General features: G+C 63.5%; 17 protein-coding genes. 8 read left to right on the top strand and 9 right to left on the bottom strand.

Annotation, left to right across the window (positions count from 1 at the left end; genetic code table 11):
* Window positions 1-44: 44 nt before the first annotated feature.
* Entirely contained in the window at window positions 45-377 is a 333-nt protein-coding gene (locus tag ACY9XZ_RS12535) for a 30S ribosomal protein S10 (protein WP_463457355.1), read from the bottom strand.
* Window positions 378-472: 95 nt separating this feature from the next.
* On the opposite strand from ACY9XZ_RS12535, the gene ACY9XZ_RS12530 reads away from it, so the two are divergent.
* Window positions 473-901: a bis(5'-nucleosyl)-tetraphosphatase gene (locus ACY9XZ_RS12530; protein ID WP_463457354.1), complete on the top strand. Its 429-nt coding sequence runs from the start codon at window positions 473-475 to the stop codon at window positions 899-901.
* Window positions 902-924: 23 nt separating this feature from the next.
* Here the strand turns inward: ACY9XZ_RS12530 and ACY9XZ_RS12525 are convergent, their stop codons facing one another.
* A complete protein-coding gene (locus tag ACY9XZ_RS12525) occupies window positions 925-1,296 on the bottom strand; it encodes a hypothetical protein (protein ID WP_463457353.1) in 372 nt (123 codons plus the stop codon).
* A 351-nt stretch (window positions 1,297-1,647) separates the two neighbouring features.
* Between ACY9XZ_RS12525 and ACY9XZ_RS12520 the strand changes: the two genes are divergently transcribed.
* Together ACY9XZ_RS12520 and ACY9XZ_RS12515 are read left to right on the top strand one after the other, a co-directional pair.
* Window positions 1,648-2,538: a universal stress protein gene (locus tag ACY9XZ_RS12520; protein ID WP_463457352.1), complete on the top strand. Its 891-nt coding sequence runs from the start codon at window positions 1,648-1,650 to the stop codon at window positions 2,536-2,538.
* A gap of 240 nt (window positions 2,539-2,778) precedes the next feature.
* Window positions 2,779-3,807, top strand: coding sequence for a DUF5787 family protein (locus ACY9XZ_RS12515; protein ID WP_463457351.1), 1,029 nt, complete (start codon window positions 2,779-2,781; stop codon window positions 3,805-3,807).
* A gap of 23 nt (window positions 3,808-3,830) precedes the next feature.
* On the opposite strand, the gene ACY9XZ_RS12510 is transcribed toward ACY9XZ_RS12515, so the two are convergent.
* From ACY9XZ_RS12510 to ACY9XZ_RS12500, 3 genes are read right to left on the bottom strand one after another with little or no spacing between them, the layout of a single operon-like run.
* Window positions 3,831-4,310 carry a DUF5797 family protein gene (locus tag ACY9XZ_RS12510; RefSeq protein ID WP_004516865.1) on the bottom strand — a complete coding sequence of 160 codons (480 nt, stop codon included), beginning with the start codon at window positions 4,308-4,310 and terminating at the stop codon, window positions 3,831-3,833.
* 52 nt (window positions 4,311-4,362) lie between these two features.
* Window positions 4,363-5,598: an ABC transporter permease gene (locus ACY9XZ_RS12505; protein WP_463457350.1), complete on the bottom strand. Its 1,236-nt coding sequence runs from the start codon at window positions 5,596-5,598 to the stop codon at window positions 4,363-4,365.
* The gene (locus tag ACY9XZ_RS12500; RefSeq protein ID WP_463457349.1) at window positions 5,598-6,305 is read right to left on the bottom strand and encodes an ABC transporter ATP-binding protein; all 708 of its coding nucleotides are present in this window, start codon (window positions 6,303-6,305) and stop codon (window positions 5,598-5,600) included. The genes ACY9XZ_RS12505 and ACY9XZ_RS12500 overlap by 1 nt, the downstream gene beginning before the upstream one ends.
* A gap of 116 nt (window positions 6,306-6,421) precedes the next feature.
* Between ACY9XZ_RS12500 and ACY9XZ_RS12495 the strand changes: the two genes are divergently transcribed.
* Window positions 6,422-7,441, top strand: a complete 1,020-nt coding sequence (locus ACY9XZ_RS12495) for a LolA family protein (RefSeq protein WP_463457348.1) — start codon at window positions 6,422-6,424, stop codon at window positions 7,439-7,441.
* Between the two features lie 24 nt (window positions 7,442-7,465).
* Here the strand turns inward: ACY9XZ_RS12495 and ACY9XZ_RS12490 are convergent, their stop codons facing one another.
* The 3 genes from ACY9XZ_RS12490 to ACY9XZ_RS12480 are packed head-to-tail and all read right to left on the bottom strand — an operon-like array spanning window position 7,466 to window position 10,113.
* Complete coding sequence (locus tag ACY9XZ_RS12490) at window positions 7,466-7,930, bottom strand: Mut7-C RNAse domain-containing protein (protein WP_463457347.1); 465 nt, start codon at window positions 7,928-7,930, stop codon at window positions 7,466-7,468.
* The gene (gene polX / locus ACY9XZ_RS12485; RefSeq protein WP_463457346.1) at window positions 7,923-9,659 is read right to left on the bottom strand and encodes a DNA polymerase/3'-5' exonuclease PolX; all 1,737 of its coding nucleotides are present in this window, start codon (window positions 9,657-9,659) and stop codon (window positions 7,923-7,925) included. Before polX ends, ACY9XZ_RS12490 begins: the two co-directional genes overlap by 8 nt.
* 1 nt (window position 9,660) lies before the next feature.
* Window positions 9,661-10,113, bottom strand: a complete 453-nt coding sequence (locus ACY9XZ_RS12480) for a DUF5788 family protein (RefSeq protein ID WP_004516859.1) — start codon at window positions 10,111-10,113, stop codon at window positions 9,661-9,663.
* A 227-nt stretch (window positions 10,114-10,340) separates the two neighbouring features.
* Between ACY9XZ_RS12480 and ACY9XZ_RS12475 the strand changes: the two genes are divergently transcribed.
* Window positions 10,341-12,446 carry a hypothetical protein gene (locus tag ACY9XZ_RS12475; protein WP_463457345.1) on the top strand — a complete coding sequence of 702 codons (2,106 nt, stop codon included), beginning with the start codon at window positions 10,341-10,343 and terminating at the stop codon, window positions 12,444-12,446.
* A gap of 54 nt (window positions 12,447-12,500) precedes the next feature.
* On the opposite strand, the gene ACY9XZ_RS12470 is transcribed toward ACY9XZ_RS12475, so the two are convergent.
* A complete protein-coding gene (locus ACY9XZ_RS12470) occupies window positions 12,501-12,635 on the bottom strand; it encodes a DUF7503 family protein (RefSeq protein ID WP_424329379.1) in 135 nt (44 codons plus the stop codon).
* A gap of 414 nt (window positions 12,636-13,049) precedes the next feature.
* Between ACY9XZ_RS12470 and ACY9XZ_RS12465 the strand changes: the two genes are divergently transcribed.
* From ACY9XZ_RS12465 to ACY9XZ_RS12455, 3 genes are all read left to right on the top strand, one after another.
* The gene (locus tag ACY9XZ_RS12465; RefSeq protein ID WP_463457344.1) at window positions 13,050-13,991 is read left to right on the top strand and encodes a response regulator; all 942 of its coding nucleotides are present in this window, start codon (window positions 13,050-13,052) and stop codon (window positions 13,989-13,991) included.
* A 136-nt stretch (window positions 13,992-14,127) separates the two neighbouring features.
* The gene (locus ACY9XZ_RS12460) at window positions 14,128-15,063 is read left to right on the top strand and encodes a rhomboid family intramembrane serine protease (protein WP_463457343.1); all 936 of its coding nucleotides are present in this window, start codon (window positions 14,128-14,130) and stop codon (window positions 15,061-15,063) included.
* A gap of 2 nt (window positions 15,064-15,065) precedes the next feature.
* Window positions 15,066-15,884: an endonuclease V gene (locus ACY9XZ_RS12455; protein ID WP_463457342.1), complete on the top strand. Its 819-nt coding sequence runs from the start codon at window positions 15,066-15,068 to the stop codon at window positions 15,882-15,884.
* The last annotated feature ends 36 nt before the right edge of the window (window positions 15,885-15,920 follow it).

The raw sequence follows: 15,920 nt of genomic DNA, 5'->3' as shown, positions 1-15,920 counted from the left end.
GGGTCACAGTCACTTATAAGAATCTACAGGCGCGGACGGCGGCCCTACGATCCGCTGCCGACCTGCGTCCGCTGTTCGACGCCGGCTTCGACGTGGATGGCGTTCGGGAAGGTTCGCTGGGTGACGGTCCGGGCGAACTCCTCGTACCCGACGATCTCGATCGTCCGGGTGTAGACGGTGTGGTTCCAGGACTCGAAACGGCCGCCGCTCGGCCCCAGCGACTTCGACTGTGGGATCCGCAACTCCTGTGGCTGCTTCGGGTGCGGGCCTTTCAGCTCGACCCCTTTCTGCTCGGCGCTCTGTTTGATCTCTGTGACAACGTCGTCGAGGCGGTGTCGGTCCCCGCTCGTGAAGGTCAGCGTCGTAACGAAGGGCATCTGTAGACAGACACTCAGCCGCGAGTGACAAAAGGCCATCTGTTTCCGCTGTGTCTCCGATATTCTCTTAAGTAGCGGTGTCATAAAATCCGATAATGATAGAGGCCACGAGCGCGGGAGCCATCCTCTTTCGCGATACGCGTGGCCGGCGGGAGTACCTCCTGCTCAAGAGCCGACCCGGCGATTGGGAGTTCCCCAAGGGCGGCGTCGAGGGCGAGGAAGAGCTCCAGCAGACCGCCATACGCGAAGTGAAAGAGGAGGCCGGTATCGGCGATTTCCGGCTTTTAGACGGGTTCCGCGAAGACTACGACTACGTGTTCGAAGCGAACGGGAACACCATCCACAAGACGGTCCACCTGTTCGTCGCGAAGTCCTTCGAAGCGTCAGCCGAACTGTCCACAGAACACCGCGACCTGCAGTGGCGCGACTACGAGCAGGCCATCAACACGGTCACGCAGGACGGCCCCCGCGAGATACTCGAAGAGGCACACGAGTTCCTCGACGAGCGTGAGGACGACGAGTAACCGGGATCGAGAGAACCCGGTCGTCAGATCGCGACGCCGGCAAGCAGCAGCGCTGCTACCGCTGCGTTACCCATGCCGAGCACGAAGCTCCCGACGACGGCGGCAAAGATGATGAACAGCACCGGAATCCCCAGCAGCGCGAGCGCGATGATGATTTTCGCGCCCGTTTCCCCGCCGAGTTCGACCGCGACGATACCGATAATTCCGACGAGGATGACCGCCCACGCCTCCCAAGCCCCCTGCTCCCGGGCGGTGCCGTTGGACGTTTTGATGTAGAAGTAGGCGGGAACGGCGAGTCCGATCGGGAACGTCAACACCGCGACGAGGCCCGCTGCGATCCACTGTATCGTGGTGTACTGGTCAAATATCCCATCACCCCGGGGTGACGAGCTCATACTGCACCTCCGTTGGCATCACTCGGCGCTCCATTCACTGTCAGTCGGTCTCCTGCAGCGCTACCGACACGTATCGATGAGCGGTGTTCGGGTCTTTGACGAATCATATGTAACCGACCGTTTGTTTCTGAAGCTATTACATAAATAACTGGGTTGTGTTTCCGAACGAAACCGGTCGTCAGTATTCCGGCCGCGGACAAGCACCCGTGTGGGGCCCCATCGAAACCCTTCTATCCTGATAAAATTGGGTGCTGAATACACCGCGTGAATGCAATACAGAATCTCGAATGCACCGTGTCACAGTGGAGAACCGAAAGTAGTGTTAAACCGATAGCGTGTCAAATTGTGCTCATGAGCCGAACGATCAACTCGATTCTCGTGCCGACCGACGGCAGTGACGGGTCACGGATAGGTGCCCGGCGAGGCATCGACCTCGCCGCCACAATCGGTGCCGACCTCCACGTACTGTCAGCGGTTGATTCCCGTGACATCGAACCGGAGCTGAGTTCCGATGGACAGTCCGAGCGGGAGCGACTCCTCAAAGAGGAGGCAGAGCAAGCGGTGGAGTCAATCGCGACACTCGCCCGGACTCACCTCGCTGGTCAGATCACCACTGCCGTCGAGTCGGGAATCCCGTTCCAGACGATCAACGACTACGTCGATGCCCACGATATCGACCTCATCGTCATGGGGACGCAAGGACGGACCGGGTTCGAACGGGTTGTACTCGGGAGCGTTGCTGAAAAGACGCTCCGGACCGCAACTGTCCCGATTGTCACGGTGACTCCGGATGGGGACATCGTCGAAATCGGCGACCAGCGGTACGAAAACGTTCTTCTCCCGACAGACGGTAGCGAGGGAGCAGAGCTCGCAGTCGAGTGGGCGATTACGCTAGCCGAGGTGTATGACGCGACGATACATACGGTCTATTCCGTCGATACGAGTCGATTCGGCGGCACTGAGGGGACAGCAGAGATTCACGACGAACTTGAGCAAACCGGACAGGCGGCACTTGAGACGGTCCACGAGCGTGCCCGGGCAGCTGACGTCAGTGTTGCGGGCAACATCGCAAGCGGCCCGGCCGCACGCACGATACTCACCTACAGCGAGGACCGCGACATTGACCTTATCGTGATGGGAACGCACGGCCGGTCCGGCCTCACTCGATATCTCACCGGAAGCGTCACCGAGACAGTTGTCCGTAATGCGGCTGTCCCGGTTTGTTGTGTCCCGATGCAGTGACACTCTTTCGGGTCGGCGATCTCCGGTCAATCCTCGGTTGGCGATACCCGACCGTCCCGCCGGCGGTTTCCGATGCCGTAAGCGACCGGGGGTTACGTCCAGACGGTGAGTCGTCGGAACGATTCCCGCTGAACATCCGTTCTACAGTCAGCCCGCCCGCAAAACATAGCAGCAGTGGAGAGCTTCAACGAAGCCGCGTCGTAACAAAGGGTTTTGGTCCGAACCCGACAAGGACTGCTCGTGCCCGCCGACTCCGAGTTCGCGTTCGAACTGACCGTCTGCCAGTGGGCCGAGCGAGCGTGGTCGCCGGCCGACGACGCGGCGGTGCTGGTCGCCAGACAGTTCGGGACGAAACACCGCCGCTGGGATACCATCGTCCTGGAGTGTGACCCCGCCGGACTCCGGGAACGGGCGAAGTTCGGCGCCGATCCGTTCGACTCGGACCTGCTGCACGTCCTGCGGAACGCACCGGCTGACTGGACGTACTACCGCGACGCGCTACCCGATCCGGGCTATCCGTGGCGGTACGTCCGAGAGTCGATTCACAAGGCGGCCGACCGGGACGCCGTCGAGACCCGCAAGCGTGGCAACCGCATCGAAATCCGTCGGGTGCGCCCCTATCCAGCGTGGCTCCGGCGAATCGTCGCTATCGAGAACAAACCCGATCTGACGGCCAGCGCGGCCAGACACCTCGTCCCGCAACTACAGCGGGACATCGCGCTGTCGCTTGCCGACGAGGTGTGGGTCGCGACGGCGGCGACCGACGAGCGCGTGGAGCCGATCCTGCTGACGGATCTGCCCGCGGCCGCCGGCGTGCTGACTGTCGATCCAGAGCAGGGGGCTGCCGAGGCGGTCTGGCAGCCGCGGTCGCTGTCGGTCGACGAACCCGGAACTCGCATTCTCGAGCGGCCCGATGACGACACCAGCGCGGCGCGGTTCGAGTACGTGAGTCCCGACTGGAAGCGCGAGCGACGGCTCGCTATCGCTGAGCGGGCGTACGCTCACGGATGGCGCGCGTATGCGGACACAATGCGTCCTGACTGCCGACACTTCCAGCTCAGTGCAGACGAGACTGGCGTGTTCCCCCGCTGTGCGGCGAAGGAATGCCTGCCGACGGCGGCGGAGTGTCGGGGGCAGTGCCCGTCCTACGAGCCGGAGCCGCCGGCGTGGCGCTCGCTGGACTGGCCGCTTGCGGGCGGGCCGGGCAAGGCAATACAGCGGGTGTTAGAACGGCGGCGGCGACGACACCGGCCGGGACTACCGGAGTGACGGACCGATACCCCAGAAGGGACTCACTCCTCGGACAGTTCGATGTCCAGTTCGTCGCGCGGAACGGCCAGCCTGAACGTCGGGACGGTCTTCTCGACGGTCTCTACGATACCTTTATCCGCGAGGCTGCGAAGCGCGGAGCGAACGTCGTCGGTGTCGCGGTCCTCGCCGACCTCGCGGAGGGCGTGTAACACGGCGACGACGCTCTGGCTCTCCTCGTCTGGCCCGGCGATCACGTCGACGATGGCCTGCTGGAGCGGGGTGACCGTCACCGTCTGTATCCGTTCCGAATCCTCCCCGTCGATGAGCGTCGTCGCCTCCGGCGTCGCACAGATGAGGCTGTTGTCGTTGCGGTAGTAGTACTCCTTGAGTTCGGATTCGAGGTACTGGTGGACCTCGCTCCCGCTGTCCATGTCCCAGCGCTCCTGTAACTCGCCGTTTTTCGTCGGCTGGAGTTCGACGATGTCGGCGAGCCGTTCGCGGGCCTCCTCCGAGAGGGTCATCGGAAGGCGGTACGACGACCACGTATTTCGGTGTTCTGAATCCCGCTAATGCTCACTCGTGTCTGAGCGCGTCGATGGGGTCGACTCGCGCCGCCCGCCACGCCGGGTAGAGGCCGGCGACGACGCCGACGAGCACGCCGACGCCGACCGCAAGCGCCATCCACAGCGGGGCGAGCGAGAACGTGACCTCGGCGTACCGGGTCGCACCGTAGCCGACGAGGAGCCCCAGCGGGACACCGAGCAGCGAGCCGAGCGTCCCGAGCAGCGCGGCCTCCACGAGGAACACCTGCATCACGTCGCGGTTGCGCGCCCCGACGGCTTTCATGATGCCGATCTCGCGGGTCCGTTCGGTGACGCTGACGAGCATCACGTTGGCGATGCCGATAGCGCCGACAACGAGCGCGATGACCGCGATGCCGGTGACGAAGCGGGTGATCCGCTCGATGACGTCGCTGATCTCCTCGACGAAGTCGTTCCCGGACCGGGCGACCAGTTCCGTGTCGTCGGCCGACAGCGACCGCGCGTCGGAATCGCCGGAGAGGTACGTCTCTATGGCCGACTGCGTCTCCGGGATTTCTCGCGGATCGACGACGAGCGTCACCTGCGGGTACGCGCGCTGTCGCACGCCCGCCGACGGGCTCTCGACGACCGAATCGTAGAACGGATCGATTGGGGCGTACACTCTCGGTTGGCGGGCGAACTCGCTGACCGGGACCTCGCCGCGGGTCCCGTTGACGATGCCGACCACTGTGACGGTGCGCTCGCTGCCGTCGGGCATCGTCATCGTAAGCCGCTCACCGGCCGTGAGGTTCTCGGAGAACGCCCCCGCCATGCGCTCGTTGACGACGACGGCTTCCTCGTCGGCCTCGAAGGAGCGCCCCTCGACGAGGACCCCGTCGGTGATGCTGGCCGGCCGTGTCGCCGTGACCTGCTGTCTGGCGAGCGTCCGATTCCCGTGCTGTATCGATTGTGTCTGGACGATCCCGCGCGGGAGCACCGCCTGTACCCCCTGGATTCCCTCTAACTGTTGAACGTCGTACTCGGTAAACACCGGCTGGAGCGTCCGGTCGAAATCGTCGTCCTCTGCCGGCGTTCCGAACACGTAGATGTTGCCCGCGTTTGACGTCTCGATGTCGCCGACGATCTCCGCCTCGACGCTGGCCCCGAACGTGGCGAAGGTGATGACCGACGCGATGCCGATGACGACGCCGACGACAGTCAGCGCCGACCGGAGCTTGTGCGCCCTGATTGACCGGAGCGTGATGCGAACGCTCTCGCCGGTGTCCATCAGTGCTCGCCTCCGGAAACGTCCTCGACGGACTGGATGTGGCCGTCCTCGACGTGGACGATACGCTCCGCCCGCTCGGCGACGTGGCGCTCGTGGGTCACGAGCAGGAACGTGTTGCCCGCCGCGTGGAGGTCGTCGAACAGGTCGAGTATCTGTGCGCCGGTATCCGTGTCGACGTTGCCAGTGGGCTCGTCGGCGAGAATCAGCGCCGGGTCGGTCGACAGTGCGCGGGCGATGGCGACCCGCTGGCGCTGGCCGCCGCTGAGTTCCGAGGGGACGTGGTCGGTGCGGTCGGCGAGTCCCACGTCGGCGAGCAACGACTTCGCCCGCTCGCGGCGACGGGCGCGGTCCCAGCCGTCGAAGACCAGCGGTAGGGCGACGTTCTCCACCGCGCTCAGTCGCGGCATGAGATTGAACGTCTGGAAGACGAATCCCACTTCCGTCCCGCGGATGTCGGCCCGCTCGGCTTCGCTGGCGGCCGAAACGTCCTGTCCGTTGACGACGACTCGCCCCGACGACGGGGTGTCCAGTCCGCCGATCAGGTTCAGGAGCGTGCTCTTGCCGGAGCCGCTCGGCCCCATCACCGCCGTGTACGACCCCGCCGATAGGTCCAGGCTCACGTCGTCCAGCGCCGTCACCGTCCCGCCGAGGTCGTACTGCTTGCTGACGCCATCGACGCGGACGGTCGTGTTCGCTGACTCGCTCACGGCCCCGCGTACGGACTGGACGGCAATGAGGGGTTCGCCGGGTCCGGACCCGACATGATACAGTCCGCGGTCTGACAGGAGGAACCCACTTACCATTCCAGTCCTAAGCCCAGACAATGACAGCCGATACCGGGCGGAGACTGGCTATCGTCGCGGTGTTTGTCACCGTTGGACTCCTGGCCGCCGGGGCCGTCGCTGGTGTCTCGGGCCTTGACCAGATGGGGCAGCCGTCCGGCGACGAGGTGCTCGACCGGACCGAGCAGCGCTACGATGGGGCCGAGACGATTACCGGAACGGCGACGGTGACCGTCGCGAACAATTCTGATTCGAAGACTGCCACAGTCGAGTACGCCGCTGCCGAACCGAACAAGACGTGGGCCGCCGTCACGAGCGAGGACCGGTCCTACGAGATGGGGACGAACGGGACCGTCGTCTGGGCGGTCGGCGAGAACCTGTCCTACGCCCGCGAACTGTCCGAGGAATCGGTAGCGATGGACGACACCACGGATCCGGTTCCCGAGGAGAACGTCACCGCGACGCTTCGCGGGACCGACGACATCAACGGCGAGTCAGCATACGTGCTTGATCTCGAACCGACAAACGAGAGCATCGACGCGCCGAACACGACGCTGTGGGTCGACACTGACGACTACCGGGTCCACAAGCTGACCACCGACGACGGGACGAACCGAACCGAAATCACCGTCGAGGAGACGAATTTCAATGTCAGCATCGACGACAGTCAGTTCGCGCCACCGGCTGACCGGGTCGCCGTCACGACTACCGAGACGTACGACTCCTACGACGCGGCTCAATCCGCGACAGAGATGGACCTGCCCGAATACGAGAACGGGACCTTCGAGGACGCCCGGCATATCACCCGGGCCGACAGTACGGCTGTGGTCCAGCAGTACGACGCTGACGGGGAGAACGTGACGGTCCTGACCGCCACCGGCGCATCGAGCTATCTGGACGATGCGGAGAACGGCACGGCGGTGCAGGTGAACGGGCAGAACGCGACCGCAATCGAGCGTGACGACAGGACTGTGGTCTACTGGACTGAAGGCGACGTGACGACCGGTGTGGTCGTCGAGGGGACGACCGACGAGGCCGTCGCCGTGGCCGAGGAACTGTAGGGACGCCCGGTGGGGTTCCGTATTTTACAAACTATCGAGCGTCGACTGGACTGACGCCCAGTGGCTCCCTTTCCAGAAGTATTGTCCGCAGTCGGTACAGCGCCAGACAGTCTCGGCGTCCGGGCTCGGTGCGTACTCCGGCGTGGATTCCACCGGGTCGACCTGTTCGACCGACCCGTTGCAGACGCCACAGTGGGCCGGCTCCGGAGCGAGGGATAGCTCGAAGCCAGCGTCGGCGAGTTCCCGCAACTGGTCCTCGACCGCCCGCTCGCTGAGGAGCACGCTGTCGGGTGCACGGGCGGCGAGGTCGCTATCTCGGGTAATCAGCAGGCGGTCCTCACCCTCAGCCACTCCGAGAACGTCGTCGTCGGCCTCGGCGTCCCGGTCCAGCACGTAAGCCGTGTCGTAGCCGCACATCCGCAGATAGGTGGCGAGTTTGCCGAGCATCGCATCGAGCACGAGCCGGTCGGTCGGGGCGTTCTCAGGCATCCAGGAACTCGCGGAGGCCCCCGGCGTCGCGGGTGTTCAGCACGTCCGCTGTCTCGGCCCAGCCCCGCCGCGCCGTGTGGACGCCGTAGCGCAGAAGTTCGAGGTCGCCCGGGCTGTGTGCGTCCGTGTTGATGGCGATTGTCGCCCCGGCCTCGACGGCCTGCTTGACCGCGCTACCGCCGAGGTCCAGGCGGGCCGGGTTGGCGTTGATTTCCAGCGCTGTGTCGTTGTCGGCGGCAACCGCTGCGAGACGCTCGATGTCGACGTCCAGGCCCTCCCGACGGTTCAGATAGCGCCCCGTCGGATGCCCGATGACGTTCACGTCGGGGTGTTCCGCCGCGGCGACGAGGCGGTCTGTGCCGTCCCCGTCGAGCGCGGCGTGGGGCGAGGCCACGACTACGTCCAGTTCCGCCAGCAGGTCGTCGGCGACCGAGACGCTGCCGTCCGCGGCGATGTTGGCCTCGACGCCGGTGAACACGTCGATGTCGGCGTCCGTCGCGACTGCCTCGACTTCTGCTATCTGTTCGCGGAGCTTCTCGTCCGGGACGCCGACGCCGCCGACCATCCCCGGCCCGGTCGCGTGGTCCGTGACGGCGAGGTAGTCGTGGCCGAACGCGGTCGCGCCCTCGACCATCTCAGCGATAGTGTTGCCCCCGTCCGACCAGTTCGTGTGGATGTGGATATCACCGCGGACCTCGCCCTCGGCCAGCAGGTCCGGGAGCGACCCGTCGGCGGCAGCTTCGACTTCGCCGCGGTTCTCGCGGAGTTCCGGCGGCACCCACCCCATGCCCAGCGCGTCGTACACTGCCTCCTCGGTTTCGCTGGCCACCAATTCGCCGGCCCGCTGGTCGTCGTCCTCGACGCCTTCGACATCGAAGACGCCGTATTCGTTGACCTTCAGATCCCGTTCGATAGCGCGGTTGCGGACCGCCACGTTGTGGTCCTTGCTGCCGGTGAAATACTGCAGCGCCGCGCCGAACTCCGAGGGGTCGACGATCCGCAGGTCGACCCGAACGTCGTCCGCGTAGGCGCTCGCTTTCGTCTCGCCGGATTCGATGACCCGGTCGAGCCCGTCCCAGTCGGCGAACCGCTCGACGACGGCCTCGGGGTCGGTACTCCCTACAAGCACGTCTACGTCGCCGATGGTGGGTCGCCAGCGGCGGATCGACCCGCCGAGCGCGCACTCGGCCACGGCGTCGCCGCCGGCCATGTAGCTCCGCACTCTATCGCCGTACGGCCGGGCCTCACCTAGCAGCGACCGTTCGTGGGCCTCGCGGGCGAAATCGATGTTGTCGAGGATGTTCTGCTCGGTTTTCGCGCCGAAGCCCGAGACTTCCTGTATCTCGCCGGCCTCGGCGGCCGCCTCCAGTTCGTCGAGGGTGGTGATTCCCAGTGCCTCGTACAGTGAGCCGACGGATTTCGGCCCGATCCCCTCGACCGCGGTGAGTGCGTCCATCTCGACGGGGAGCTCCTCGCGAAGCTCTGTCAGCTCCTCGATTTCGCCGGTCTCGAAGTACTCGATGACCTTCGAGGAGATGGCGTCACCGACGCCGTCTATCTCACCGACGCTGTCCTCCCCCTCGGCGGCCAGCCCTTCGATTGCGCCGGGGAAATCCCTGATGTTCTCGGCCGCTCGGCGGTACGCGCGGGGTTTGTACTCTACGCCTTTCGCGTCCAGCAGGTCGGCGAACTCCTCGAGCAGTGTCGCGATTTCGTCGTTCCGGCTCATGTTAGTAGCTCCGCCCGGCACGACCCGTGCCGGAGTCCGCGTCCTCGTGGCCCAGGGCTTTCTGGAGGAACTTCATCCAGCGCTTCCTGTCGGCCGCCTCCTGTGCCTGTGCTTCCTGTTCGATGTCCGCCGCACCGAGCTGTTCGAGGGCGTTGAGCGCCCGGTCGATGCCGATGATAGCCGTGGCCAGCTCTTCGCCGCGCTCGTAGCTCACTTCGTTGTCCTCGATGCGTTGCTTGCGCTGGAGGCGCTCCCGCCGCAGGTTCTTTTTCGCCTGCTCGACGCGTTCGCGCTCGCCCCGCGGCACCGTGTCCCGACGCTTGATCTCGAAGACGAACGACTGGAGTTCGATCTCCTCGCCCTGGACGGTGATCTCGTCGGGGATCTCCGCACCGACGGTCGCGCTGTCGCGTTCGACGCGCTCCAGCAACTGTTTGCGCTCGAACTCTTTCACTACGCCAGTGTTAGATCGGGTGGCCCTTACTCGCTTCGCCCGCAGACACGCTGGGGTTGCACGGAACTGCCTGCTTCGTGGCACCCACGTTCCCCCGTTCTGTCTCCCGGTTTCGAGCCGTCACCGCGAGCAGTCGTGACTGGGACGGACCGCCGCCGGCGATATCTTTTTCATTGTCTCTGTCGTTCTCATTGTACGAGAGTAATACTGTCCCCCTCGTTTATTATATGACTCTAACGTTCGAACCGCTCGACGACCGACCCGGCCTCGCGGTCATTGATCAGATCGAGCGCCAGCGCTATCGGATACACACGCCGACCCCTATCGCGCTCAGGGAGGCGCCGACCGACGTGTTCCAGTATCCGGTCGGGGACGCTGTCCGGATACGCACCCGCGCTATCGAACTTCCGACGGTCGTCATGGTGTACGTCCGCGACGACGGCGGAGCGATAGCCGCCGAGGTTGCCCAGTTCGAATCGGAGACGCTCCCGGCGGATGACTACGTGCTGGATCCGCTGACACAGATCAAGACGTACATGCGAGTCGAGGACACTGCGATGGAGGTCACCGTCGACTCGGACCGGACCCGCATCGCGTTCGACGCCCCGACGGACGTGCTCATCGGCGCTCGGTCCCAGCACGACCGGCCCGCAGCCACAGTTACGACGACCGAGAACCCGAGGGACGTGATGGCCGCAGTCGAGACCTTCGGATCGGCGCTCAAAGCCTACGACCCCGAGCGCTCCTATCCGACGCTCCGTGGCCATCCGCCGGCGATTGAAATCGCTGACAGCCTGGACATCCCGGCGGATATCGACAGGCCGGACACCGGGGTCACGCTCGAACTACCGCCTGATCTCGCGTCGATCTTCGTCGCCGCACCGCTTTCGTACTATCTCGGTGCTTCGCTCGTCCCCGCATCCACGCCGCGGCTCACGACCGACACGGGGTTTACGTACTCGCTCGACACCGCACGCGGCTTCGAGTCGGAGGTCGGACGCACACTCAAACGGCTGTTCTTCCTCGATTGTGTCACGCGCACCGAGGGGTTCCACCAGATCGACCTGCACGAACGTGCCGCCATCGAGCCGTACGTCGACCTCGACTTCGAATCGCTGTACCAGCAATCGCTGGCGGAGCAGGTCGCCACCTACCTGCAGGTCCCGTACGACGTTATCGAGGACCACATCCCGAAGTGGCGGCTGACGACGCACATCGATCCGGTGCCGGCGAACGCGGAACAGCTGCCGTACGTCGTCGACGACCTCGCTATCGTCCGAACACACCAGCAACAACGGCTGAGCCAGGCGAGCGTTCCCGCGGAGGCCGAGGCCGAGTTCACCCGGGACGACGTCATCACCCGCGCCGCGAGTTCCGACGCCGCCACCGCCCCGACCGAGACGGACTACGTCGAACCGCAGGCCGAGGACTCGCTCGAACAGGCCTGGATCGGCGACAGTATCCCCATCGGCGCGAGCAAACTGACCAAGGCGGCGTTCGAACACCGGCTCGACCGCGACACGAACGCCGAGGACATCACGATTCGCGTCGTCCAGAACGACGCCCGGATGGACGAGGAACGGCAACTCGTCGACGAGGTGTACGGCACGCGCGACGATCTGCCGTTCGACGTGACAGTTCACGACGACCTGACGACGGCGGAGCTCAGGACTGTGCTCACGACCGACGCGGAGTTCTTCCACTACATCGGCCACACCGAACACGACGGCTTCGTCTGCAGCGATGGCAAGCTTGACGTGACGACGGTCGATTCGGTCGGCGTCGACACCTTCCTACTGAATGCCTGCAACTCCTACAATCAGGGGTTAGCGCTCGTCGAAAACGGCGCAATCGGCGGCATCGTGACCCTCAACGAAGTCCTGAACGACGGTGCGGTTCGCATCGGTGAGTCGGTCGCCCGGCTGTTGAACTGTGGGTTCCCGCTCCGAGCGGCGCTTACTATTGCTCGGGGTGAGAGTGTCCTCGGCGGGCAGTACATTGTCGTTGGTGATGGTGGCGTTACTGTGACGCAGGCAGAAAGTGGAGTGCCAAATTTGCTTGAAATAAGCCGAGAAAATGAAAAATACTATGTTGATATCATAACATACTCAACTGATAATAAAGCACTCGGAAGCATTTTTATCCCATTTTTGGATGGTATTGAGAAATATTTCCTGGTCTCTGGACGAGTCAAAACTTTTCAAATGGATAGGTCTGATCTTGAAGGATTTTTAAATATGCAAGATGTGCCAGTGAAAGTATCTGATGAATTGCACTGGAGTATGTCTATTGAGATAGAGACAGAATTCGGCTCAGACTATTCTAATAGATAGTATCTATCGGGTAGAACCAGGTCTATGATTATTTGACCCCTTTATTCCCACTCTTCAGGGCCCAAAGTAAGTATTGCCGTTCCCGGCAGCTGCAGTCCCCGCCTGTGATAGTAGCATCAGGAGGGTGAACAGCGCGCCGGCCATTTTCGGGTGCTCTGCGAGGTATTCGCGCATGGTAGTATCGGACATGATACGAATTGGATGTTGGGTGGGAGATAATTAAATTTATTTGAAGAGTACCTACATATTATATATTGTATTAAGCATAGAATTAAAAGATAAATCCTGTAAGCAACACGCACAATGCTCTAATCGCAGATATAGGTGCTAATGGAGACTCCCCGGGTGCGCGTTCGCATGGAGGAGTCAACGGTACCCCCCATCAGTAGCGTTTAGTAGACTGGTACGTAACTAATGACCAGGATTGGGTATTGATGTCTGAAAAGAAATCGCTTGACGACTATCCGGGACATACGCGTCCTGCCGGCTCCCCGCAAGGCTCGGACGTAGGGGGTCCGATGGTGTGTGCAGCGAGCGTTGCCAGTCTGACTGGAGGGACGACGGGTTTCGGTTTCTGTCCTATCGACAGCAGCGGGGGGAAAGATGAATCCTGACGGATGGCAACTGGGCGAAAAAACGGTAACACTCTCCAGTGGAGCCATCAGCGGGAGCCGCCGCGCGGCGGCGCGACACACACCGCTTCTCCGGACCGAATCAGTGGATCGATGTGACGAGATGCGGGCCGAGGTACCGATTCCGCTGGCGAAAGTCGAGCAGTCCCAGCAATGTACCGTGTTGCACGTCGACGACGACCCACAGGTGGGCGAACTAGTCGAGGTGTACCTCGAACGCATCAACGACGATTTCGATGTCGTGACGAAGACGAGCGCCGTCGCCGCGCTCGATTTCCTCCGGAGCGAGCAGGTCGACTGTATCGTCAGCGATTACGACATGCCAAACACCGATGGGCTGGAGTTTCTGGAACTCGTCCGCGAGCAGTACCAGGATATCCCGTTTATTCTGTTCACCGGCAAGGGTAGCGAGGAGATCGCGAGCGAGGCAATCGCGTCGGGCGTCACGGATTACATGCAGAAGGGGGGCAGGTCGGATACGTACGACGTTCTCGCCAACCGCATCGAGAACGCCGTCGAACAGCACCGCACCGAACAGCGGTTCTGGAACGCCCTCTCGTGGTATCAACGGCTCGTCGAACAGGAGCTCGCGGGCGTCTGTATCATTCAGGACGGGACGTTCGTCTACGTGAACCAGAAGCTGGCCGACATTTTCGGCTACGACCAGAGTGCCCTCATCGACGAGTCCCCGACCATCCTCACACCAGCGGGCGATGGAGACCGGCTCCCCGACGCACTCCGAGCGGCGGAGTCAGACGAGCTCGACACGTTCCATTCGGAGTTCGAGGGGCAACAGGCCGACGGCGAAACGCGCACTATCGAGGTCTCAGGCGGGTCGATCGAGTACGATGGCGAACCGGCGTGGATCGGCGTGCTCCGGGACGCCGAAAGCAACCCCGAAAACGGCGAGTAAGCTGCTGGTGGGCTGTATTGCCGCTCACTGGTTCGTCTCGATCTGAAATCGTAGCTCTCGGTTCCGGGACAGTCACTCGAGGGGTGATGCACTGTAAGCACAATCCCTTTCCACGGCCCACCCCTACCGTAGTACAATGTCGGAGTGCGATGCCTGTGGAAAGCAGGAGAACATGCCGTACCAGTGTGGGCACTGTGGCGGGACCTACTGTGCGGAACACAGACTGCCCGAGGCCCACGATTGCCCCGGACTGGATAACTGGAGCGATCCGGGCGGCGTGTTCGACAGCGGGTTCGACGAGAGTGTAAACACTGGCCAGACCTCCGGAGGCGGCGGCGTCGCCGACCGGCTCGGTATCGACACCGGGCCCGGCGGGCCGCTGGCGTACTTCCGGGGGAACGTCACGTACCTGTTCCTGGCGATCATGGGGATCGTGTTCATCCTCGAACACGTCGTCTTTCTGTCTCTCGGTCGCGAAGCGTTCCAGACGCTGTTCGTCCTCCATCCGGACAACCCCGAGTACGTCTGGACCTGGGTCACGTCGGTGTTCTCACACGCCCCATTCGGGTTCTATCACATCCTCGGAAACGGGATTATCATCTACTTCTTCGGCCGGCTGGTCGAGCAACAGATCGGATCGAAGAAGTTCGCGATCTTCTTCCTCCTCTCAGGCGCGCTGGCGGGGCTCGGACAGATCGCGATTCAGACCGTACAGGGCACCTCCGCCGGTGTTCTCGGAGCCAGCGGCGCGGCGCTGGCTATCATGGCGTTCCTGACCGTCCTGAAACCCGACCTCCGCGTGTACCTGTACTTCCTGATCCCCGTCCCAATCTGGGCGATCACCGGCTTCTACTTCCTGTTGAGCATTGCGGGTTCGCTCAATCCAATGGGGGCCGGACTGCTCGGCGGCAACATCGCCCACCTCGCGCACCTCATCGGCCTCGTCATCGGGCTCTGGTACGGCCAGAAGATCAAGGGGAAGGCCAGGGTGCCCGGCCAGATACAGTTCGGCGGTGGCGGCGGTCCAGGCGGCCCCGGTGGACCGGGCGGTCCGGGCCGCCGTCGCCCGTGACCATGGAGCCGGTTCGCCCCGAGTTCGTCCCTGATCCATCCCTCTCGCAGGCGGAGATGGAGGCGCTCCAGCGCAACCTCGCGAAGGTTGCGCGATTCGCGGATGACCTAGAATTGTCACCCGACACGATCGCGCGCGCCGGAGACGCGCCGGACGACGACCAGACGACGCTGGGTGCTGGCGGCGATACAACGGACGCGCCGCTGGTCGCCGGCGTCGACCAGGCGTTCGTCGACGACAAGGCCGTCTCGGCTGTCGTCGTGCTACGGAACGGCGAGGTCATCGAGCGGGTCAGTGCGGTCGTCCGAACCGAGATTCCGTACATCCCCGGCCTGCTGTCGTTCCGCGAGGGCGGCGCAATCCTGGCCGCGTTTGCTGAGTTGGAGACCGACCCCGACGTGGTGCTTGTCGACGGCAGCGGCCGCATCCACTTCCGGGAGGCCGGGCTGGCGACACACATCGGTGTCACGCTGGACGTGCCGGCCATCGGCGTCGCCAAGAGCCTACTCTGTGGCACGCCGGCGCAGTCACTTGAGGAGACGTACCCGGAAGGCACGCGGATTCCGATTGCGGCCGACGACAGCGTCGAGACATGTCCAAACGGGACTGTCATCGGTCACGCGGTCCAGACGCGTCAGTACGACTCGCCGAACCGGTCGATCAATCCGCTCATCGTCAGCCCCGGCCATCGCGTCAGCGCAAGCACGGCGGCAGATCTCGTGGAAGCCACCGCTGACGGCTACAAACTCCCAGAACCGACCCGGCTGGCCGACAGCTACGCTGACGAGGCGAAGGCAGCCGTCGATACTCCGTCCGGATAACCGACAGTATAACTTCCCGGGGTGTGTTCTCCCGGC

The sequence above is a fragment of the Haloarcula sp. HT12 genome (assembly GCF_055271655.1).
The sequence above is the reverse complement of the archived record's forward strand: the minus strand, read 5'-3'. Positions and strand labels throughout refer to the sequence as shown.

Coding starts and splice junctions, on each gene's coding strand:
- ACY9XZ_RS12470 (WP_424329379.1), bottom strand. CDS start 12,635: ATGTCCGATACTACCATGCGCGAATACCTCGCAGAGCACCCGAAAATG.
- ACY9XZ_RS12535 (WP_463457355.1), bottom strand. CDS start 377: ATGCCCTTCGTTACGACGCTGACCTTCACGAGCGGGGACCGACACCGC.
- ACY9XZ_RS12510 (WP_004516865.1), bottom strand. CDS start 4,310: ATGACCCTCTCGGAGGAGGCCCGCGAACGGCTCGCCGACATCGTCGAA.
- ACY9XZ_RS12530 (WP_463457354.1), top strand. CDS start 473: ATGATAGAGGCCACGAGCGCGGGAGCCATCCTCTTTCGCGATACGCGT.
- ACY9XZ_RS12460 (WP_463457343.1), top strand. CDS start 14,128: ATGTCGGAGTGCGATGCCTGTGGAAAGCAGGAGAACATGCCGTACCAG.
- ACY9XZ_RS12455 (WP_463457342.1), top strand. CDS start 15,066: ATGGAGCCGGTTCGCCCCGAGTTCGTCCCTGATCCATCCCTCTCGCAG.
- ACY9XZ_RS12465 (WP_463457344.1), top strand. CDS start 13,050: ATGAATCCTGACGGATGGCAACTGGGCGAAAAAACGGTAACACTCTCC.
- polX (WP_463457346.1), bottom strand. CDS start 9,659: ATGAGCCGGAACGACGAAATCGCGACACTGCTCGAGGAGTTCGCCGAC.
- ACY9XZ_RS12475 (WP_463457345.1), top strand. CDS start 10,341: ATGACTCTAACGTTCGAACCGCTCGACGACCGACCCGGCCTCGCGGTC.
- ACY9XZ_RS12525 (WP_463457353.1), bottom strand. CDS start 1,296: ATGAGCTCGTCACCCCGGGGTGATGGGATATTTGACCAGTACACCACG.
- ACY9XZ_RS12495 (WP_463457348.1), top strand. CDS start 6,422: ATGACAGCCGATACCGGGCGGAGACTGGCTATCGTCGCGGTGTTTGTC.
- ACY9XZ_RS12505 (WP_463457350.1), bottom strand. CDS start 5,598: ATGGACACCGGCGAGAGCGTTCGCATCACGCTCCGGTCAATCAGGGCG.
- ACY9XZ_RS12520 (WP_463457352.1), top strand. CDS start 1,648: ATGAGCCGAACGATCAACTCGATTCTCGTGCCGACCGACGGCAGTGAC.
- ACY9XZ_RS12490 (WP_463457347.1), bottom strand. CDS start 7,930: ATGCCTGAGAACGCCCCGACCGACCGGCTCGTGCTCGATGCGATGCTC.